Here is a 20,134-nt window from a genome sequence, read left to right as displayed (position 1 = left end):
TGACGACAGTCAGTAGTAATGGGTAGAATCGCGCGAAAAGTTGAGGCTTTACTTTAAGTTAGGTGAACTCATCGCTAGCTGATCTCATGATGTCTGCCGCTCGCCGGGACTCAAAGTTTAGATCCCCGTCGATGAATGCGGCGCAAACGGCCAGAGCACTGTTTTGTCGCTGGTCTGGAGGAAACGAGCCATGAAGCGCAAGATCTTAATTCTGGGATGGATCGCATGCTTGCTGCTGGCGATGAGCCCGGCACTGGCCCAGGGCCAGCCGTTCGGCTCCTTCGGCGGCCGGGTCGACGGCGGCAACGGCGCCGCCGGGGTGATCGGATTGTTCGGCTGGGCGCTGGATGACGACGGCATCGCCGCTGTCGATATTTACGTCGATGGCCGGATCGACGGCCGCGCCATCTACCAGCGCAATCGGCCGGGGGTCGAGGCGGCCTTTCCGGGGTTCCCGGATTCCGCGGCGGCGGGCTTTTCCTACCAGCTCGACACCACCCGCTACACCAACGGCCTGCACACGGTGACGCCGCTGGCGATCAGCGCCACGGGCCAGCGCACCTTCCTGAACCCGCGGGTGTTCGATTTCAACAACTCGACGCACAATCTGGTGCCCTTCGGCTCGATCAACTATCCGCAGCCGAACGTCGAGCTGTTCGGTAACTGTAATTTGGACGATCCGCAGCGGCGCTATTCGGTGATTTCCGGCCACGCGCTGGACGTGGGTATCGAGCTGGGGGACACCGGGGTCGGCTATGTTGAGCTGTTGATCGATGGCTCGCGCTACGCCAACAGCCGGGTGGATTGCCGCTTCCGGACGGAAACCGGTGGCCTGACCAACTGCTACGGTCTGCGCCGGTTGGACGTCGAGCGGCTGTACCCGAATATCCGCGACGCACCCCACAGTGGTTTCCGCTTCGTCCTCGACCTCGGCTTCCTGATCGAAGAACTGCAGTACGTGGAGGGATTCCACGTGCTGTCCGTGCGGGTGGGTGACGTGAGCGGCCAGGTGGCCGAGATCGCCGAACTGCCGGTGACCTTCCTGTGCGACGATCGGGTAGGCAACGAGGGCGCCTTCGGCAATATCGACCTGCCGATGAACGGCCTGCTGTTCGACAACACCGTCGAGTTCACCGGCTGGGCCCTCGACTGGGAGGGCGTGGCCGACGTGCAGGTCGCCGTGGACGGTACCGTCGTCGGTAGCGCCGTCCGCGGCCTGCCACGGCCGAGCGTGTCGTCGCTCTTCCCGGGCTACCCGGACAGCGACTTCCCGGGCTGGTCTTTCCTGCTCAACACCATCGGCATCGATAACGGTGGGCACCAGTTGCAGGTGCTGGTACGCGACGAGCTGGGCGCGGTCACCCTGATCGGCGAGCGGAACTTCACCATCGCCAACCCGTAGGTTCCGAGCACGATCGCGCGGCCGAAATCCCGGCCGCAATAGAAAACGCCCGCTCCGAGGAGCGGGCGTTTTTGGTTTGCGGATCTATGGAGGGTGTTCAGGCGGCCTCGAGCCGCTCTCGGTCAAGGGTCTCCAGTAGCGTGCGCTAGGCTCCCTCTACAGTCCCTAACCCTGGGGCGCCCCCGCCTCTTCAAGCTGCGCCGTCTGCCGGGGTTCGCCGTCCGCCTGGTCGAGCTTCAGGCGGCGGGCCAGTAGGTCGCCAGCCTGGTCGAACATCTGGAGGGCTTTCAAGATCTGCTCGTCGCCTTGGGCCACCACCCGGTGCCGGGCTTCCTGGCCGAGGGCCGAGTTGAGGATTTCACCGTGGATCTGCCGCACCGCCAGGGCGCGGACGTCGTCCGTGGCCAGTTCCTCGTCGAGCTTCTGCCGGGTGGCAATGTCCTCTTCGATCAACCAGCTTTCGAATTCGGCGATCAGCTCCGGCGGCGGCTGCCAGGAAGCGATCGACTCCTTCGACAGCTTGCTGGCGTAGTCCACTGCGAAGCCGAAGTAGGCGCTGCGGGCGAAGAGATACTGCTGGAAGGGCGTGAACTCGTTCGGTTCGACGATCACGTCCGGCGTGATGCCGCCGCCGCCGTAGACCTCGCGGCCCAGGTCGGTGGTGAAGATCTCCGACGGATCGAGGTCGTCGCGCACCGCATCGCGCGGATCCTCGGCTAGCGGATCGTAGTTGTAGTAGTCGAAGAACGAGGAGTAGTCGCGCTGGATCAGCCGTCCGGAGGGGGTGTAGTACTTGGCGGTGGTCAGCGCCAGACCGGCCCCGTAGGACAGGCTGTAGACCGTTTGCACTAGACCCTTGCCCCAGGTGGGCGTGCCCACCACCAGACCCACATCGTGGTCCTGAACGGCGCCTGAAAGGATCTCCGCCGCCGAGGCGGTGCCCCGGTTGACCAGCATGATCACCGGCAGTTCGAGGTCCGGATACTTGTCCGAGGCGCGGAAGGACTGGAAGGAGTCGCGGGTGCGGCCGCGGGTTTCGACGATCTGCGAGCCTTCGCCCAAGAATTGATCCGCTACTTCGATGGCCTGGTCGAGGAGGCCGCCGCCGTTGTTGCGCAGATCGACCAGCAGGCGCTCCATGCCTTCGTCGCGCAGCTTGTCGAGGGCTTCCGAAACCTCGTGGCCGGTGCCCCGCCCGAAGTCCGAGATCTGCATGTAGCCGGTTCGCTCGTCGAGCATGTAGGCCAGGCGGACGGTGGTCTGTGGGATCTCAGCGCGGGTAACGGCGAGCTGCAGCGGCTCGTCCAGGCCGCGGCGCACGATGGTGATGTTCACCTCGGTGTCCTTGGGGCCTTTCAAGCGATCCACCGCCTCGTCGAGGGACATCTGCTCGGTGGGTTCCCCCTCGATGGTGTCGATGATGTCGCCGGCGCGCATGCCGAGGCGCGAGGCCGGCGTGCCCTCGATCGGGCTGATCACCGTCAACTGGCCGTTGCGGACTCCGACTAGGATGCCGAGTCCGTAGAAGCTCGACTGCTGCCGCTCGCGCATGCCGGTGTAGGCCTTGGGCGGCAGAAAGCTGGTGTGGGGGTCGAGTTCTCGGAGCATGCCCTGGATCGAGGCATACACCAGGTCGCGATAGCTCACTTCTCCGCCGTACCGCTGGTGGGCGACGGTGACCAAATCGGTGTAGACGCGGAGGGTGTCCCGAGCTTCATCGGTCAGCGCGAGTACCCGATCGCCGAACAGACCCCCACCGATCAGAGCGAGCAAAAACAGGAAGATGGCGGCTTGTTTCCAGGGTCTTTTCATGCGAAACAGTGTAGCATTTCAAGACTCGCGCCGACCCCCGGTGGGGGCGGATATTTTCTTTCTTGGCGGTGGAGGTATCGGTGTTCGGTTCGTTGGGCATTCCCGAAGCGCTGTTCATCCTGGCGTTGGCTCTGCTGATCTTCGGTCCGAAGCGGTTGCCCCAGGCGGGCCGCACCCTGGGCAAGGCGATGGGGGAGTTCCGGCGCGCCAGCAACGACCTGCGGCGCACCCTGAATACGGAAATCGCCCTCGAAGAGGAGAAGGAGGCGGAGAAGAACTCCCCTCCTGCCCTCCAACCGACCGCCGGTGGCGAAGTGCCGTCGATCCAAGCGCCTTCCGCCCAGGCCGAGATGGCGCGTCGGCAGGTAGCCCGCCGCGACGAGGTTGAGAAGCGCACCGAGCCTGCCGCCGGCGCGACGCCTCCGAAGCCCGCTTCTGAAACCTCGCCCGCCTCCGAAGCGGCAAAGGACTAGCCGCTGAGCACCGCGCGGGATTCGAGCGCCCTGCCGCCGGCCGACGACGAGGTTCTGGAGCAAATGGGGCTTCTGGATCACCTGGAGGAGCTGCGTCGCCGACTGGTCTACTCGCTAGCGGCACTGTTCGTTGGCTTTCTCGCCTGCTGGTCTTTCGTCGACCACATCTTCGCCTTCCTGGCGAAGCCCGTCGAGCGGTTGTTGCCGGAGGGCACCCGGCTGACCTTTCTGGGCATCTCGGATCCCTTCCTGCTGTACGTCAAGGTGGCGCTGTTGGCGTCGCTTTTTCTCGTCTCGCCTTTCTTGATGTACCAGGCCTGGCGCTTTATCGCCCCGGGGCTGTACAAGCGCGAGCGGCGCTACGCCCTGCCGTTCATCGTCTTCGGCACCCTGTTCTTCGTCGCCGGCGGCGCCTTCGCCTACTACATTGCCTTTCCCTTCGCGGTGGAGTTTTTGCTCGGCATCGGCGAGCAGTTCCAGCCGATGATCACCATCGAGCGCTACTTTCGCTTTCTGCTGACGGTGATTCTGGGTCTCGGGCTGATGTTCGAGTTGCCGATCGTGATCGTGATGCTGTCAATGCTCGGGCTGGTCACGCCGGGATTCCTGATGCGGCACTTCCGCTGGGCGGTGGTCATCATCTTCGTGGCGGCGGCGATCATCACCCCGACGCCGGACGTGGTGAATCTCTGCCTGTTCGCCCTGCCGACCATCGGGCTGTACCTGTTGGGAGTGGCCGCCGCGGCGATCTTCCGGCGGAACAGGGCGAAGGCCGAGGAGTAGGTCAGAGATATCCGAGAGCTCGAAGCCGCTCCAGATCCTCTTCCGACATTTCCGCCGGCGCCGCCTTCGGCGCCGGGCGCCGGGCGCCATGCCAGCGTTCGAGCAGTTCGCGCAGGGGCTCTTCCTGCGGGTGGCCGGTGCCGGCAAGGTTTTCCGTCTCGCCCGGGTCCTGGCGCAGGTCGTAGAGCATCACTGGGTCCGGCACCATCGGGTTGTCGCGGCTTAAGATCAGTTTGAAGTCCGCGGTCCGCACCATCTCGCCCTGGCCGTGGGCGTGTTCGGCGAAGACCGCCCGGCGACCTTCGTCGTGCGGATCTCGCAGGTTGCGACCGTCCGACGGCGGTATCTCATCCGCGCTGAGGCCGGCCGCCGCCAGCAGGGTGGGGTAGAGGTCGATGCTCTGGGCCAGGCCATCGAAATGCCGGCCGCGATGCGGCCGCCCGGCGGGATCCAGCGGCACCTGTCGCTCGGGCCAGCGGATCATCATCGGAACGTGGGTAGTGGAGTCCCATAGGCCCGCGTGGCGGAAATCGATGCCGTGGTCGCCCAGGTTTTCGCCGTGGTCCGCCACCGCCGCCAGCAGGGTGTCGGGTAGGTGGCCGCCGGCCTCCAGGAAGCCCACCAGCCGGTCCACCTGGCGGTCGAGATAGGCCACTTCGCCGTCGTAGAGGTCGCGCTGGCCGCCGAGGAAGCGTTCCGTGAAGCTTCGCGCCCCGAGGGGGCGAAAAGGCAGCCAGCCGCCGGTCGGCTTCAGGCCGAAGGGCTCCGCCGGCCGCAGCCCCAGGGCGTAGGGCTTGGGGGGAGTGTGTGGGGTGTGCGGGTCGAATAGGTGCAGCCACACGAACACCGGCCGGTCCGCGGGCAGGTGCTCGTCGAGGTAGTCGATTGCCATGTCCACCACCAACTCGGCGGCGAAGGTCTGGTCCGAGACCACCACCTCGTCAAAGCCCTGGCCGAGACCGGAGGGTCGCGGGCCGAGATGGCGCGCGGCGATGATCGCCAGGGTGCGGTAGCCGGCGGCGGACAGCGCTTCCGCCAAGGTGGTGTGCTCCTCCGGCAGGGGGGTCACCAGGTCGTAGACGCCGTGGTTCTTGCCCCACAGGCCGGTCAGGATCGAGGCGAAGCTGGGATTGGTGACGTTGAAGGCCGAGAAGGCGCGGGTCCACACGTCACTTTTTGCTGCCAGGTGATCGAGGGCCGGGCTCAGGGTGGTCCGGAAACCGCGCGGCCCGAGGGCGTCGGCGCGCAGCGTATCGAAGCCGAGGAGGACGATGTCCGGCCGATGTCTGGCCGGTGCCGGCTCGCTCGTCTTGCCGCCGGACGGGGGCTGTTCGTCCGTCGCCGGTTCCGGCTCGCGTCTACCGTAGATCGCCGGGCTGCCCCACAGCGCCCAGGGTGTTGGCCCACTGGTGAGATCCGTTCCGGGACGGGGATCGACCTGGAAGATGATCTCCACGTTGGTGTCGCCGAAAGGCGTGAGGTCCAGCTCGACGGTGGCCGGAGCCGCCGCCGGGTCCGTTCCCACTTCCGTTTGGTAAAGCTCCTGCAGGAGACCGTCGGCGTCGCGCACGCCGGTCCGGTAGGTGCAGCGGCAGGCGCCATCGGGGCTGCCCAGGGGGACGAAGGAGAGGTAGCCGTCCTCCGGCAGGCGGAGGGACCAGGCCAGGCGGGTGCCGCCTTGCTGGGCGACGGTGCGCACTTGGCTGCCGGCTCGCCGGCCGCGTCGTGCCTCGGCGACGTCGGCGCCATCGTCCCGCGGTCCCAGCGGTTCCAGCCGTCGCTCGAAGGCACGGCCGCGGCGCGGTCCCGCAATCTCCACCTGCGGCCGTTCGATGAACAGGTCGATGCGCTGCCAGGGGGGCGGGGCCGGTTCCTCCCGGGCGGAGTCGCCGCATCCGATCAGCAGAGCGGCGACCGTCAGGGCGAGGAGGGCGGTGCGCATGGCGCGGGAGTCTAGCAGCGGAGAGTTCATCCAGCAGGCGTCTCCTCGACCGGTGGCCGCCGGCGCCAGCGGCGGTGCATCCACACCCACTGTTCCGGGCACTTGCGGACCTGACGTTCGATCTCTGCCGTCAACCGGGCAGTGCCTTCGCGCTCGTCTTGGGGCAGGTCTACCGGCGGCCGGAAGGTGACCCGATGGCGGCCGTCGGCGAGGCGTTCGGAGAAGGTCGGGATCACCGCCACCTTGGGCCGGCGCCCGAGCTTGGCGGCGGCCGATGGGGTGAAGGCGAGGCGGCCGAAGAAGGGCACCCATACGCCGTCGACGTCGGTGTCCTGGTCGATCAGCAGAGCCAGGGCGTCGCCGCGCCGCAGCACGCCGAGCAGCCGGCGGGCGGAATCCGGCTGTCCCCGCTCGATGGTCTCGCTGCCGAAGCGCCGCCGCAAATCGACCATGATGCGGTTCAGATTGGGCTCGTTCCAGGAGCGGGCGATCACCGACAGGGCCAGCTGCTGGTCCGGCGGCAGGTCGCGGCCCCGGCCGTTGGTGAGGGCGGCGAGCATTTCCCAGTTGCCGCAGTGGCCACTCACGATCAGTACCGACTGCCCCCGCCGGCGCGCTTCCGCTATGTGTTCCCAGCCTTCGCAGACGATGTGCGACGCGAGCTGCCGCCAGTTGCGGTGGCGCAGGTGGAGCAGCTCCGCCAGGGTGGTGCCGTGGTGGCGGAAGCAGGCCCGCGCCAGGGCGATTCGTTCGTCCTCGGATTGCTCCGGATAGGCGATGGCCAGATGTTCCAGCGCCCGCCGTCGATCCCTTCTTCCGAGGTGCCAGGTGAGGCTACCGATGCCGCGCCCGATGCGCTGTGCGACCGACCAGGGCAACCGGCCGAGCAGGGCCGACAGGCCGCGCACGGCGGCCTCGATCAGGCGCGCCCGCGGCGGAATCGAGCCCCGGGGTGAGACGTCTGAGGCCATCGGGTTAGCCGTCGAGGTAGGGGCGCAGTAGATCGCTCCAACGGCCGCGTGGCCGCAGGATGCGCTCGACCATCTCGCGCACCGCACCATAGCCGCCGGGGGTGGCGAGCACCAGGTGAGCATGCTCGCGCACTTCCGCCGTGGCGTCCGCCGGGGCGCAACCGAAGCCGCAGCGGTTGAGCACCGGCAGGTCCATCCAGTCGTCGCCGGCATAGGCCACCTGCTCGGCTTCGAGGCCGTGCTCGGAAAGAAAACTCTCGAAGGCTTGGGCCTTGTCGCTCTGGCCGGTGAGGATGGGATCGAGATCGAGTTCCCGCGCCCGGCGGTCGAGCACCGGACCGCCGCGGCCGGAAAGGATGCCCACGCCGAGGCCCGCCCGCTGGGCCAGGCGGATGCCGAAGCCGTCCCGCACGTGGAAGTTCTTGAGCACCTCGCCTTCGGCGCTGTAGGTCAGGCGGCCGTCCGTCATCACACCGTCGACATCGAGCAGAATCCAGCGCAGGCGGCTGGCGCGGCGAGCCAGTTCGGCGTTCGAGAGGTTCAGAACAGCTCCAGGCCCCACAGGTCGTGCAGGTGGACGATGCCGATCAGCCGGCCGCTGGAGTCCACCACGAAGAGCGAGGTGATGCGGTGGTCTTCCATCTCCTTGAGGGCGGTGGCGGCGAGCTCCTCCGGGTCGATGGTGCGCGGTCCCCGGTGGCCGACCTCCGCCGCCCGCCGGGTGAGGGGGTCGGAGTCTTCGGCCAACAGGCGCCGCAGGTCGCCGTCGGAAATGCAGCTCACCAGGCGGCCCTCGCCGTCCACCACGGCGGTGATCCCCAGCCCCTTTTTGCTCATCTCGTAGATGGTGTCGGAGAGCGGCGCGTCCGTTGTCACTCGCGGCATGTTGTCGCCGCCGTGCATCAGCTCGCGCACTCGCATCAACCGCTTGCCGAGATTGCCGGCCGGGTGCAGCTTGGCGAAGTCTTCCGGCGAGAAGCCCCGCGCCTCCAAAAGCGCCATCGCCAGCGCGTCGCCCAGGGCGAGGGTGGCGGTGGTGGAGGCCGTCGGTGCCAGGTTCAGGGGGCAGGCTTCGCGGTCGATGGCGACGGAGAGATGGAGATCCGCCAGCCGGGCGAGGGAACTGTCGGCGTTGCCGGTCATCACGATCAGCGGTGCGCCGAGGCGCTTGACGGTGCCCACCAGCCGCAGCAGTTCCTCGGTGGTGCCGGAGAACGAGGCGGCGAGCACCACGTCGCCCGGCACGATCACCCCGAGGTCGCCGTGCACTGCCTCCGCCGGGTGCAGGAAGAAGGCCGGCGTGCCGGTGGAGGAGAGGGTGGCGGCGATCTTTTTGAGCACCAGGCCGCTCTTGCCCATGCCGGTGCACACCACCCGGCCGGTGGCGCCGCGGATCATCTCGACGGCGCGGTCGAAGCGCTCGTCGAGCTGCGGCAGGAGGCCCTGGATCGCTCCGGCTTCGGTGGAGAGCACCTCCCGCGCCACCTCCCGCGGATTGCGTCCGGGGGGCTTCGAGTCAGGTTTCATGGGAGTACCGCCCGGCGCACCGTCGCCAGGGAGGTCAGCAAGGCCTCGGCGCGCTCCGGATCGAGCTGCACGGTGCGGTCCGACAGGGCTTTGTCCGGGTCCGGGTGGACTTCTAGGAACACGCCGTCGGCGCCGGCGGCGACTGCGGCCCGCGCCAGCGGCTCGGCGAAGCGGCGATCGCCGCCGGTCTCGTGGCCGCCGGAGCCCGGCAACTGGAGGGAGTGGGTGACGTCGTAAATGGCGGCGACGCCCTCTTCCCGCAGGATGGCGAAGGAGCGCATATCGACCACCAGGTTGTTGTAGCCGAAGGCGTAGCCGCGCTCGGTGACGGTCACCCGGGTGTTGCCGGTGCTGCGCGCCTTGTCGACCGCCCGCAGGATGTCGCCGGGGGCGATGAACTGGCCCTTCTTGATGTTGACGGCGCGGCCGGTCTCGGCGGCGGCGACGATCAGGTCCGTCTGGCGGCACAGAAAGGCCGGAATCTGAAGCACGTCACAGACCTTCGCCGCCTTTGCCGCCTGGTGCGGCTCGTGGATGTCCGTCAGCAGCGGTAGGCCGGTCTCCTGGCCCACCAGTGCGAGGATCCGCAGGCCTTCCTCCAGGCCCACACCGCGGAAGCTATCGATGGAGCTGCGGTTGGCCTTGTCGAAGGAGGCCTTGAAGACCGTCGGCAGCTCCAGCCGCTGGGCGATGGCAGCGACCCGCCGGGCGGCTTCCAGGGTGCGTTCCTCGGATTCGATAGCGCAGGGGCCGGCGATCACCGGCAGGGGGCCGGATCCTGCGAGCAGAATGCCCGGGGCTAGTTCGACGGGTTCGACGGGGGTGGTGATCACGGAGGCCTCGCGAGTACGGCGGTCGTTCGAGCGGGAAGGGCTAGCCTGGACTTCTCACCGGCGACCGTAGCGAGAGGCCGTAGGTCGCTGAAAATGCAAGGCATCCGCAGGTTCTGCGACGAAGGCGTACTCGCAGTACGTCGAGGAGCGGGTTCTGTGGATAACGCAGCAGATTCAGTGACATACGGCCTCGCAGTAGGTTGCTGATGAGAAGGGCAGGCTAACGGCTGTCCGGCACGGCGGAGAGTTCGACCCGCGCCGGGGTCTCCTCGTCCGCCTCTTCGTCCGTGCGGCGGAGCTGATGTTCGAGAGCCGCCTGGATGTAGGAGACGAAGAGTGGATGCGGCTCCGTCGGCTTCGACTTGTATTCCGGGTGGAACTGGCAGCCCAGGTACCAGGGATGATCGGCCAATTCCACCATCTCCACGAACTTCCCGTCCGGCGATTTTCCGGCCACCGTCAGGCCGTGGTCGACCAGCGGTTCGAGGTATTTCTGGTTGACTTCGTAGCGGTGGCGGTGGCGCTCGCTGATCTGGTCTTGATCGTAGATGCGGTGCGCCAGGGTGCCCTCCGTGAGACGGCAGGGATAGGCACCGAGGCGCATCGTGCCGCCCATCTCTTCGACTCCCAGGAGATCGCGCAGCTTGTAGATCACCGCGTGATCCGCTTCGCTGTCGAACTCCGATGAGGTGGCGTCTTCGATGCCGCAGACGTTCCTGGCGAACTCGATGACCATGATCTGCATCCCCAAACAGATGCCGAACATCGGCACCTTGCGCTCCCGGGCGAAGCGCATCGCGCGGATCTTGCCCTGGGTGCCCCGCTTGCCGAAGCCGATCGGCACCAGCAGGCCGTCCACTTCGAAGATCTCCTGAGGCCAGTTGCCGGTTTCGATCTCCTCGGCGTTGATGTACACCAGCTCGACGGAGGCATCGTTGGCGATGCCGCCGTGGATCAGCGCCTCGTTGAGGCTCTTGTAGGCGTCCGGCAGCTCGACGTACTTGCCGACGATGCCGATGCGTACCTCGTGGTGCGGGTTCTTGATCTTGTTGACCAGCTTCTCCCAGCGCGACATGTCGCGGTCGTACTGGGGTAGGTTCAAGAGCTGCAGGATGCTGTTGTCCAGGCCCTCGCGGCAGAAGGTCAGCGGCACCTCGTAGATGGTATTGACGTCGACGGCGGCGATCACCTGGTCGACGTCGACGTTGCAGAACAGAGAGATTTTTTTGCGTACATCGTCCGGCAGCGGCCGGTCGACGCGGCAGATCAGCACGTCCGGGGCGATGCCGATGGCCCGCAGCTCGCGCACCGAGTGCTGGGTGGGCTTGGTCTTCAGCTCGTCGGCGGCGGCGATGTAGGGCACCAGCGTCAGGTGCAGGTTGATGGCGTTGCCGCGGCCCAGCTCCTGGCGGAACTGGCGGATGGCCTCGACGAAGGGCAGCGACTCGATGTCGCCAATGGTGCCGCCGATCTCGACGATCACCACGTCGTGATCGTCCGCCACCCGGCGCATGGCGTCCTTGATCTCGTCGGTGACGTGGGGGATCACCTGCACCGTCTTGCCGAGGTAGTCGCCGCGGCGCTCCTTGTTGATCACCCGCTCGTAGATCTTGCCGGTGGTGTAGTTGTGGCGCTTGGAGGTGACCGTGTGGGTGAAGCGTTCGTAGTGGCCGAGGTCGAGGTCCGTCTCGGCGCCGTCCTCGGTCACGAACACCTCGCCGTGCTGGTAGGGCGACATGGTGCCGGGATCGACATTGACGTAGGGATCGAGCTTCATCAGGGTCACCGAGAAGCCACGCGATTCGAGGATCGCCCCCACCGAGGCCGCCGCCACGCCCTTGCCCAGGGACGACACCACGCCGCCCGTCACGAAGATGTACTTGGTGGTCATCGTCCTCTCCTCACTCCTTGGGGCGGCCTGCCGCCGCCTGCGAAAAGATGTCGCTCACGGCCCGCCGCCGTCACCGGCCAGCAGGGCCTCGATCCGCGCCAGGTCGTCGTGGGTATCCACTCCCGGTGCCGCTCCCTCGGCGGCGACCAGTACACGGATGGCCATGCCGTGCTCCAGGGCGCGCAACTGCTCCAGAGATTCACTGCCCTCGAGGGGCGTCGGTTCGAACCGCGCAAGTTCGAGCAGTGCTTCCCGTTGATACCCATAGATTCCTAGGTGCTTCAGGGGACTTGCCGTCGCTCCCGCCCCGCGCTCATAGGGTATCGCAGACCGGCTGAAGTAGAGGGCGTAGCCGCGGGTATCGAGCACTACTTTGACGGCGTTGGGATTGCCCAGATCCTCCCGTTCGGCGGGCGCCGCCAGGGTGACCATCGGGTCCGTCGGTTCGGCGATCAGGTGCCGCGCCAGGCGGGCGACGCCCGCGCCGTCGATCAACGGTTCGTCGCCCTGAATGTTGACCACCGCCGAGTCGCTCCAGGAGCGAGCCGCATGGGCGATACGGTCGGTGCCGCTGGCGCAGTCGGCGGGGGTCATCTCCACCTCCCCGCCGAAGGCTCGCACTGCATCGGCAATGCGTTCATCGTCCGTCAACACCACCACTCGGGAGAGCTCTCGAACGCTCGCGGCCCGTTCGTAGACGTGCTGGATCATCGGTCGGCCGGCGATCGGCAGCAACGGCTTGCCGGGCAGACGGGTTGAGCCGTAGCGGGCCGGAATGGCGCCGACGATGGTGCGGGGACCGGGAATGTCTGGCGAGGGGGGCACGTCCCAATCTATGTCCCCTCGGGCGGCCTGTCAACGGCCGATTCGTTGACACTGCTGTCGGGGCTTGAAAGCATGACCCCTTCGCTTTTTGAGGCAACGACTCCGATTGCAGGTCCCGCTATGTCACCCGTCGCCTTCCTCCATCCGCCGCCGGCCCGCCCGTTCGGGGCGCCCGAAGACTTGTCCTCGCTCGGCCATGAGGTGAAGTGGCGGGTGGCGACGGGCCGACAGGAGGCGGTGGCGGCGCACCTCGAGGGCTGCTGCCGACAAGACGCGGAGTACCCGGCGAACACCGTCGCCAGCATCTACTTCGACACCCCGGATCTCGCTTTCCTACGCGAGAAGCTCAGCAGCGACTACCTCAAGACCAAGGTTCGGCTGCGCTGGTACCCGCAGGCCGGTCGACCCTCGACCCGTTGCTTCGTCGAGATCAAGGGGCGGATCGGTACTCGCCGATCGAAGGCCCGACGGGCTTTGCGCTTCGTCGCCGGTGGGTTCGATGATGGGGACGGCGCCGGCCCGATGCTGCGCCGCCAGGTCGACGCCCGTGCCTTCGGCGTCGACGACCTGGAAACGGTTCCGCTGTCGGCTCTGAAGGCCCTCGATCTGCGGCGGATGCCGGAACTCGCCGGGCTGCCGGGTCCACTCCTGCCGGTGCTCGAAGTGCGCTACCGGCGGCGGCGATGGCGGGATCCATTCAGTGACCAACGCCTGGCCCTGGACTCCGAGATCCGCCCCGGCCGGATCCATCCCGTCGTCGGCCGATGGTCCGGCGGCGCCCACGGGGCGTTGCGGTCGCACCTCGGCCGGGTGTCACCGACGGTAGTGGAGAGCAAAGGGCCGAAGGCCGCCCTGCCGACATGCCTGGAACCGATCGTGGGAACCTTCTGTTTCCGGTCATCCTTTTCGAAGTACAGCGCCTGTTTCGCGGCCCTCGGGATCGGGGATCGGCGCTCGGGAGAGAGCCTTTGAATCTCGACTCGCTGATGGGACCTCTGTCCAACCTGCAGGACGGCCGGGTCTCGGAGATCGGCCCTGGGCCGTTCCTCCTGATCATGACCGTATCGCTGGCCTGCGGGTTCTTCGTCGCTTTTCTGTACCGCTTTTTCTATGCCCGACGCGAGACCGGCTCGCAGATCCATCGGTCGTTCCCGCTGCTGGCGGTGTCGATCACGGCGATCTTCATCTGTATTCAGTTCTCGTTGCCCCTGTCCCTCGGCCTGCTGGGGGCCCTGTCCATCGTACGCTTCCGCACGCCGATCAAGGAGCCCGAAGAGATTGGCTTCCTGATGGTGGTGATCGCCACCTCCCTGGCCTGTGCCACCTTCCAGTTCGTGTTTCTGGCGATCCTTCTGTCGCTAGTGCTGGTGGCGGTGGCGGTCCGTGGATGGGTGCCATCGCTCCTCGGGTCGGCGACCCGCCACGGTCTTTTGCTCCTGGCGGTGCCGAAGGATCTGTGGCGCGCCGAACGGGAGGATCTGTTGGCGAAGCTCACCGCTTTCCTGCCCAAGGGACGGATCGAGAGCCTGACACAGCTCGACGACGAGGTGGCGGTGACCTACAGCTTCCGCAATCTCGCCCCGGAGCGCTTGACAGCCCTCGAAGGGGAGTTGCTGCGGGAGATGCCGGACCTCTCTCTGACCCTGAGCTACGATCGGCCGGGAGCGCCGTAGGGCGTACCGCCCTTGAAGTTCCGTTACCTCGTCGCGTGGATCACCGGCCTGCTGCTGGCCGGCTTCGTGCTGGAAGGGATTCTGCGCGACTCCCCGGCCGGCGACGAGGTCGAGCGCCAGCAGGTGTCCGCCGAGGAGATGGGCGAGGGCCGCCTGCCGGAGTTGCTCGAACGTTTGGGGGCGCTCGAACCGGTGGCCGGCACCGGCGCCCGGTCCGCCGCCGGGGAGGACGCCCGGCCCGCCTGGCGCACCCCGCCGGCCGCGGCGGAGCCCGGCCGGAGCGCTGCCGGGCGGTCACCGGACAGTACCGCGCTGCGCGAACTGGTGCCCTTTCATTTCCGCCGCAAGGGATTGCGCACCGTGTCGATCCACACCGATCCGCAGGGGCTCGAATGGATCCGCCAGCAGCCGATGGAGCAGCGGGAAGTGCCGGCGGCGGTGGCCGTGCTCGAAGGCCAGCGGGTGCTCTTCACGGCCTATGCGGGGCTGCGCCTGCACGGTGGAACCACCCGTACCTTCGGACCGTCGCGGAGCTGGCGGCTGATGTTTCGGGCCGGGGACGGCTTCGCCCCGTCCCTTCTCGGCTGGGCGGCGGGGCCGGCCCTGGAATCGCTGATCATCCGCAACTCGCTGCGCGTCGATCGCGGTGACCGCCAGTGGCGCTACACCAACGCCATGGCCTTCGATGTCGTCCGGCGGATGGGTGGAGAGGTGCCTCACACCGCCCCGGCGCTGCTCTTCATCAACGGTGAGAATCGCGGCTTCTTTTTCCTGACAGAGCGCATCGATCGAGGATTCTTGCGCCGCCGCTACGGCCACGACCGCTTCGTTTTCGTGTGGACGAAGGACGCCGACTATCGGTCCATCGTGCGGTGGGGCAATCCGCTGCTCTACGAGCGCCTGATGGACCTGTTCCCCACCCGCACCAAGGCGGGGCCCCGCCGGGTGGCCCGTTGGGTGGATCTCGACAATCTCGACCGTTGGTTTCTCTCGGTGCTGTTCTGTGCCACGACCGATGCCTACCAGGGAGCCCTGCTGCGCGACGAAGGGGATCCCGCCGGTCGCTGGTTCTGGCTCCACTGGGACATGGACCAGAGCTTTATGGCGGCCCTCGCCGACCGCCTGGATCCGTGGAACAGCGACATCTGGTCGACGGTGACCGAAGGCTCCCGGCACGACCTGCGGGCGCGGCTGTTGCGCTCGTTGACGGTCCGCTCCGAGGAGTATCGGCGGCGCCTGGCGGGGCGCGCCGCGCTGATGCTCGACCGGCAACTGACGCCACCCTTCTTGGCGGAGCTCCTCGGCCGCTACCGCGAAATCGAGCGGCGCTACGAGGTCGACGACACGGAGTCCCTGGAATTGATCGGGCGCTTTTTCGAGGAGCGGCCGAGGGTTCTCCGGCAGCGCCTGGCGGAGCGCCTCGGGCCGCTGCCGGCGCCGCACGATGATCCGCTCGCCGCCAACGCCGCCGATCCACGGTAGGCTTCACCGGTGAACGATTCCCCCCTTCGATTCGGCCCGATCTTCGCCCTGGTGATCTCAGTGGCCGTCTCCCTTTGGCTGCTCATCGCACAGCTCCCGGGGCGGAGCCTGCTGCGGGCGTTTCCGGCCGAGATCGGGCAGGCCGAGTGGATTTGGACCGAAGGTCCGCGGGACCGCCGTTCACCGGTGGCCTTCTACGCGCTCAGGGATTTCCACCTCGCCGAACTCGGCCGAGACCCGGCGGAATCCCCGGCGCCCGCGGTCGTCTATTTGGAGATCACTGCCGACGAAGAGTACGACGCGTTCCTGAACGGAGTCCGCCTCGGTTCCGGTCGCCTCGCCGCCTCGGGCCTCCCGAGCCTCGACCGCTGGCCGGCGGCCCATGCCCTGCGTCCCGGAACCAACCGGCTGGCGGTGGAAGTGCGGAGTGCGCGCGGCGCCGGTGGCCTGCTGGCGCGCCTGGTCGATGGCGCGGGCCGCTCCCGGGTGGCAACGGACGATCGGTGGCAGATCTCGCGCCGTGCCCTGCGCGGGCTGGTGACCGGCTGGCAGCCGCTCGACCGCGCCGAGCCGGCCTTCTCCTGGGGCCGGCCGCCGGCGGGCCGTTGGGGTTCGCTGCAGTCGGTGCTGCCGCGCACCCCGCCGGCGCTCGGTGCCGCCACCTTCGAGCCGCGGCGCGGCCGCATTCTCGGCCCCGGCCAGGCCTGGTACGACATGGAATCCGGTCCTCCGGTGCAGGAGGTCCGGCGGGCGATTCCCGGCGCCGTTTTCGACTTCGGCGAGGAGATCACCGGTCATTTACATCTCGGCTTCGGGGGCAACGATCTGCGCTGTGCCTTGGCCTTCGTCGGGCCGCGACCGGCGGGTCCCTTCGCTGCCGTGGAGGCGGCCCACGGTGAGATCCGGGAAGGTGAACTCCCGGACGGCGAGGTCCGGCCAACGGAATCTGTTTCGATTGTGCTGGTTTCCGGCGCCCGCCACTGGCGCGACACGGTGGCGCGGCAGTTCCGCTACGTGACGGTGCTCGGCGCGGTGGGCGGGGTGGTCGCCTGGGTGGAACAGGCGCCGCCGCTGGCGGCGGCCGAGAAGAGCGGACCGCGCCGGGGGGTGGAGGCCCTGGGAATTCGGCCGCCGCGCCTACGAACGCCGATCGAGGACGAAGTCGGGCGCGAGCTGCAGCGCTTCCCGGCTCTCGCTGGGGGGAAAGACCTCTAGGGCGGCCTTCGCTCGGGACGAGTACTCGGCGGCGAGCTGGCGGGTTTCTTCCAGGGTGCCCTCGCGCTCCACCAGCGCCAGGATCTCTTCCGCCGCCACCCGCTCGAAGGAGCGATCTTCGAGCACCCGTTCCACCCGTTGCCGGTCCGCCGCCGGCACCCGTGGCAGCAGCAGGATCAGCGGCAGGGTGAGCTTGCCTTCTTTCAGATCCGACAGCACCGGCTTGCCGAGAACCTCCGGCCGGCCTTCGAAGTCGAGCAGGTCGTCGACCAATTGGAAACAGATCCCCAGGTTGGTGCCGTAGCGCTCCAGCACCTCGCCGGCTTCGGGGCGCATCGGCGGGATGAGCGCCGGCACCGCGCAGGCGGCGCCGAACAAGCGCGCCGTCTTGCGGTGAATGATCTCGAAGTACTCTTCGGAGGCGAGATCGACGGCTCCCAGCCGGTCGAGAGCCAGCAGCTCGCCCTCGGTCATCTTCAGGGTGGCCCCGACCAGCTTCTGGATCACTTCCACCCGGTTGTGGGACAGCGCCTTCTGCATCGCCAGGGTGTAGATCCAGTCCCCTAGCAGCACCGTCGGGTGATTCCCCCACAGGCGGTTGACGGTCGGTTGACCGCGCCGCCGGTCGGCATGGTCGATCACGTCGTCGTGGATCAGGGTGGCGGTGTGGATCATCTCCACCACCGCCGCGTAGGTCACTTCTTCGTCGCCGTCGCGGCCGAGAAGGCGGGCGGCTAGGAGCAGCAGCGCCGGCCGAACCCGCTTGCCGCCGCCCTCCACCAGGTAGGGCCCGGCCTCGTGAATCAGCGGCACGTCTCCATCCAGCGCCTGCCGAAAGATCTCCTCCGTGGCGGCGAGCTTGTCCGCCACCAGGGCGAGGAATCGCGCCGCCGACGGAGGGGCGACCGGGGTGTGATGTTCAGGCTGCACGAAGCGATCTCTCTAGAAGGGTTTCACCGGCGAAAAACGTTCGTCGCTCACCAGCGAGCCGTCGACGAAGCGGAACACGTGCCCACTCTCGAAGTACCACCAGGCGGCTTCCTCGCGCTGCGACGACACCTGCTCCTCCACCCGGTCCGGCTTGCCCATCTGCTGGTAGATGCGGTTTTCGTCGTCCGTCGAAAGGCTAGCCAGGAACTTGCGCACGGTGGCGATGTACTCGGCGTCTTCCACCACCAGCGGAGTGACCAGCGGATTGCTGCGCTCCAGTCGGCGGGTGATGTCCAACCGCTCGAGGGGTTGCAGGTCGCCGCCGTCGGCCTGCCGCACCGGCACTCCGGCGATCAGCTCGAAGGTGTTGTAGTAGCGGTTCCAATGCCACTGGATCGAGTAGCGGCCGCGTTCGTCGGTGAGGGACGAAAGGCGCGTGCGGTCGCGCTGCTCGCGGCTCAGGGTGCGCAGTTTGAGCCGGCTGCGGGACGCTTCGAGCACCACTTCCACACCCGGCACTGGATTGCCGTCGGTGTCCGTCACCACGCCGCGCACCTCCACCTGCTCGCCTTCCCGGTAGCCGGCCTCGGCGGAGGAGCCGGTGAGGGCCCAGGCCGCGACCAGGGCAAGGGCCAGGAAACCGCGTGGAAAACGGGCCATGTTGCCGGCTGAGGGGTAGAGGATCTTCACGACCCTCGGTAGTTGGTGAAGGTGAGAGGAACGTCCAGATCCAGTCCCTTGAGGTGGGCGATGACGTTTTGCAGCTCGTCCCGCTTTTTTCCGGAAACGCGCACCGTGTCGCCCTGAATGGAGGCCTGGACCTTGAGCTTCTGGCGTTTGATCTCCGCCACGATCTTCTTCGCCGTCTCCTGCGGTATGCCCTGCTGAAAGGTCACCTTCTGCCGCGCTCGGCCGCCGGCGGCGGGCTCGACCTCGCCGTAGCGGCAGGACTTGAGCTGCACGCCGCGCCGCACCAGTTTGCCCTTGAGCACTTCGAGCGCTTGGGAAACGTTGAAGTCGTCGTCGGCGGTGACGGTGACCTCCTCGCCTTCGAGGGTTACCGTGGCATTCGCTTTCTTGAGGTCGTAGCGGCTGGTGACCTCCCGCGCCGCCTGGTCCACGGCGTTCTTCACTTCCTGGAAATCGACGTTCGAAACGATGTCGAAGGAGTTGTCGGCGGCCATGGTTTTTTGCTCGATCGTCGGAGCGGTCGGCAGAGGCGCCGCCGCCGATTCAATTATACGGGAATCACGCGTCGCCGCTGGCGGTCCTACGGCTCTTGCCAGAGGATCGATTCCGGAGGGGTGAACTGGCCGCCCTTCTCGAGGGGGCCGTAGCCGGAGATCTCGAAGCGGGTACTGCCCCCCTCACGATCCTCGTAGGACACCTCCAGCAGGCGGTCGGTGCGCGAGTCGATCACGAAGCGGGCGCCGATCAGGACCGTCGCCATCTCATCCGGCTCCAGGTCGAGGATGATGTTCCCGGCGTCGTCCGTTTCGGCCGTGGCGCGATAGCGGGTGGCCAGTTGCCGCGTATCGAGCAGCAGCAGGTCCAGCCCCGGCTCGCCTTGCGGATCGACCATCGAGCGCTGTCCGGTGCCGTCTTCGGGCACCCAGAAGTGGGCTTCCCGGCCGCAGATCAGGAAGCTCTTGCCGTAGGGCTCCCGGTAGTCCCAGCGCAGGCAGTCCGGCAGGGCCAGGGAGAGTTCGCCGGACTCGACCTCGCCGTCCGGAAAGCCGGCGGGGATGTAGTGGTGAACGAAGTCCGCCCGGGTCGGCCCGTCCGCGCGGAGCTGGTTTTTGACCTCGGCGAGGGTCGCCCAGGGATCCAGAGCGTTCTCTTCGGCCCAGGACGGTGAGGCAAAGGCGAGGGCGAGGAAGCCACCGGCCGCGGCTAGAAAGACGTTTCTCATGAGTCGTACCGTATCGGAATCGGCCTTGCGGCGCGATAGGATCGACAGCATGGTGTCCTGCCGCCGCTGTTTCGCCTTCGGCCTGGTGCTGGTGGTCCTCCTGGGCCTGGCGGCGCCGATGTTCGCCGAGCCGGACTGCGGCTGCTGCGGCGGAACTTGCGATGCCGGCTGCTGCATGCTGAAGGCCCTCGCCGGCTTCGCCATCGGGCATCCGTCCTCCGAACGGCCCCACTGGAAGCCACCGACCGAGGTGCGGGCGGAGCTTCCCTGCGCCGTCACCGGCGCCGCCTCTGCCCTTCCTACGCCGCGGACGGCGGAACCGTCCTACCGGGCACCGGGGATCACCCTCGATCGCTGGAGCCGGCCGGACGACTCGACCGCTCCCGGCCTTTCACCGTGCGCCAGACCGGCCGCGCCGCGCGGACCACCCCTCCCTCAGACCTGACCTCTTTGTCGTGAAGTT

At 67.5% G+C, this 20,134-nt stretch carries 20 protein-coding genes; 8 read left to right on the top strand and 12 right to left on the bottom strand.

From position 1 onward, the window contains the following. Positions 1-190: 190 nt before the first annotated feature. A complete protein-coding gene (locus AAF481_02195; protein MEM7479961.1) occupies positions 191-1,402 on the top strand; it encodes a hypothetical protein in 1,212 nt (403 codons plus the stop codon). A 165-nt stretch (positions 1,403-1,567) separates the two neighbouring features. Here AAF481_02195 and AAF481_02190 read toward each other — a convergent pair whose 3' ends face one another. After that, positions 1,568-3,214: a S41 family peptidase gene (locus AAF481_02190; protein MEM7479960.1), complete on the bottom strand. Its 1,647-nt coding sequence runs from the start codon at positions 3,212-3,214 to the stop codon at positions 1,568-1,570. An 80-nt stretch (positions 3,215-3,294) separates the two neighbouring features. Between AAF481_02190 and AAF481_02185 the strand changes: the two genes are divergently transcribed. Both AAF481_02185 and tatC read left to right on the top strand, forming a co-directional pair. Beyond that, complete coding sequence (locus AAF481_02185; GenBank protein MEM7479959.1) at positions 3,295-3,687, top strand: twin-arginine translocase TatA/TatE family subunit; 393 nt, start codon at positions 3,295-3,297, stop codon at positions 3,685-3,687. Positions 3,688-3,750: 63 nt separating this feature from the next. Further along, entirely contained in the window at positions 3,751-4,470 is a 720-nt protein-coding gene (tatC, locus tag AAF481_02180; protein MEM7479958.1) for a twin-arginine translocase subunit TatC, read from the top strand. A 1-nt stretch (position 4,471) separates the two neighbouring features. On the opposite strand, the gene AAF481_02175 is transcribed toward tatC, so the two are convergent. The 7 genes from AAF481_02175 to kdsB form a co-directional block, all read right to left on the bottom strand. Next, positions 4,472-6,442, bottom strand: coding sequence for a sulfatase (locus AAF481_02175; protein ID MEM7479957.1), 1,971 nt, complete (start codon positions 6,440-6,442; stop codon positions 4,472-4,474). Further along, the gene (locus AAF481_02170; protein MEM7479956.1) at positions 6,439-7,383 is read right to left on the bottom strand and encodes a lysophospholipid acyltransferase family protein; all 945 of its coding nucleotides are present in this window, start codon (positions 7,381-7,383) and stop codon (positions 6,439-6,441) included. The genes AAF481_02175 and AAF481_02170 overlap by 4 nt, the downstream gene beginning before the upstream one ends. A 4-nt stretch (positions 7,384-7,387) precedes the next feature. After that, positions 7,388-7,945 carry an HAD hydrolase family protein gene (locus AAF481_02165; protein MEM7479955.1) on the bottom strand — a complete coding sequence of 186 codons (558 nt, stop codon included), beginning with the start codon at positions 7,943-7,945 and terminating at the stop codon, positions 7,388-7,390. Next, positions 7,924-8,910 (bottom strand): KpsF/GutQ family sugar-phosphate isomerase, encoded by a 987-nt coding sequence (locus tag AAF481_02160; GenBank protein ID MEM7479954.1) that lies wholly within the window; start codon positions 8,908-8,910, stop codon positions 7,924-7,926. Before AAF481_02160 ends, AAF481_02165 begins: the two co-directional genes overlap by 22 nt. After that, the gene (kdsA, locus tag AAF481_02155) at positions 8,907-9,743 is read right to left on the bottom strand and encodes a 3-deoxy-8-phosphooctulonate synthase (protein ID MEM7479953.1); all 837 of its coding nucleotides are present in this window, start codon (positions 9,741-9,743) and stop codon (positions 8,907-8,909) included. The genes AAF481_02160 and kdsA overlap by 4 nt, the downstream gene beginning before the upstream one ends. Positions 9,744-9,963: 220 nt before the next feature. After that, positions 9,964-11,634, bottom strand: coding sequence for a CTP synthase (locus AAF481_02150; protein ID MEM7479952.1), 1,671 nt, complete (start codon positions 11,632-11,634; stop codon positions 9,964-9,966). A 54-nt stretch (positions 11,635-11,688) separates the two neighbouring features. Further along, on the bottom strand, positions 11,689-12,459 hold the full coding sequence (kdsB, locus tag AAF481_02145; protein MEM7479951.1) for a 3-deoxy-manno-octulosonate cytidylyltransferase: 771 nt from the start codon (positions 12,457-12,459) through the stop codon (positions 11,689-11,691). A 120-nt stretch (positions 12,460-12,579) separates the two neighbouring features. On the opposite strand from kdsB, the gene AAF481_02140 reads away from it, so the two are divergent. The 4 genes from AAF481_02140 to AAF481_02125 are packed head-to-tail and all read left to right on the top strand — an operon-like array spanning position 12,580 to position 16,829. Then, entirely contained in the window at positions 12,580-13,431 is an 852-nt protein-coding gene (locus tag AAF481_02140) for a VTC domain-containing protein (GenBank protein ID MEM7479950.1), read from the top strand. After that, a complete protein-coding gene (locus AAF481_02135) occupies positions 13,428-14,132 on the top strand; it encodes a DUF4956 domain-containing protein (GenBank protein MEM7479949.1) in 705 nt (234 codons plus the stop codon). The genes AAF481_02140 and AAF481_02135 overlap by 4 nt, the downstream gene beginning before the upstream one ends. 12 nt (positions 14,133-14,144) lie before the next feature. Then, positions 14,145-15,614: a CotH kinase family protein gene (locus AAF481_02130; protein MEM7479948.1), complete on the top strand. Its 1,470-nt coding sequence runs from the start codon at positions 14,145-14,147 to the stop codon at positions 15,612-15,614. A 9-nt stretch (positions 15,615-15,623) separates the two neighbouring features. Then, on the top strand, positions 15,624-16,829 hold the full coding sequence (locus tag AAF481_02125) for a hypothetical protein (protein ID MEM7479947.1): 1,206 nt from the start codon (positions 15,624-15,626) through the stop codon (positions 16,827-16,829). Here AAF481_02125 and AAF481_02120 read toward each other — a convergent pair. From AAF481_02120 to AAF481_02105, 4 genes are all read right to left on the bottom strand, one after another. After that, a complete protein-coding gene (locus AAF481_02120; protein ID MEM7479946.1) occupies positions 16,752-17,759 on the bottom strand; it encodes a polyprenyl synthetase family protein in 1,008 nt (335 codons plus the stop codon). The two genes, AAF481_02125 and AAF481_02120, sit on opposite strands and share 78 nt — an antisense overlap. Before the next feature lie 12 nt (positions 17,760-17,771). Beyond that, the gene (locus tag AAF481_02115; protein MEM7479945.1) at positions 17,772-18,449 is read right to left on the bottom strand and encodes a carboxypeptidase-like regulatory domain-containing protein; all 678 of its coding nucleotides are present in this window, start codon (positions 18,447-18,449) and stop codon (positions 17,772-17,774) included. Next, positions 18,446-18,943: a YajQ family cyclic di-GMP-binding protein gene (locus AAF481_02110; protein MEM7479944.1), complete on the bottom strand. Its 498-nt coding sequence runs from the start codon at positions 18,941-18,943 to the stop codon at positions 18,446-18,448. The genes AAF481_02115 and AAF481_02110 overlap by 4 nt, the downstream gene beginning before the upstream one ends. 86 nt (positions 18,944-19,029) lie before the next feature. Then, positions 19,030-19,671 (bottom strand): outer membrane lipoprotein carrier protein LolA, encoded by a 642-nt coding sequence (locus AAF481_02105; protein MEM7479943.1) that lies wholly within the window; start codon positions 19,669-19,671, stop codon positions 19,030-19,032. Here AAF481_02105 and AAF481_02100 point away from each other — a divergent pair. Then, complete coding sequence (locus AAF481_02100; protein ID MEM7479942.1) at positions 19,670-20,116, top strand: hypothetical protein; 447 nt, start codon at positions 19,670-19,672, stop codon at positions 20,114-20,116. The genes AAF481_02105 and AAF481_02100 overlap by 2 nt on opposite strands. The last annotated feature ends 18 nt before the right edge of the window (positions 20,117-20,134 follow it).

The organism is Acidobacteriota bacterium (assembly GCA_039030395.1).
GTDB lineage: Bacteria > Acidobacteriota > Thermoanaerobaculia > Multivoradales > JBCCEF01 > JBCCEF01.
Note: the sequence above shows the minus strand (reverse complement) of the source record. Positions and strands in the feature narration are given on the sequence as shown.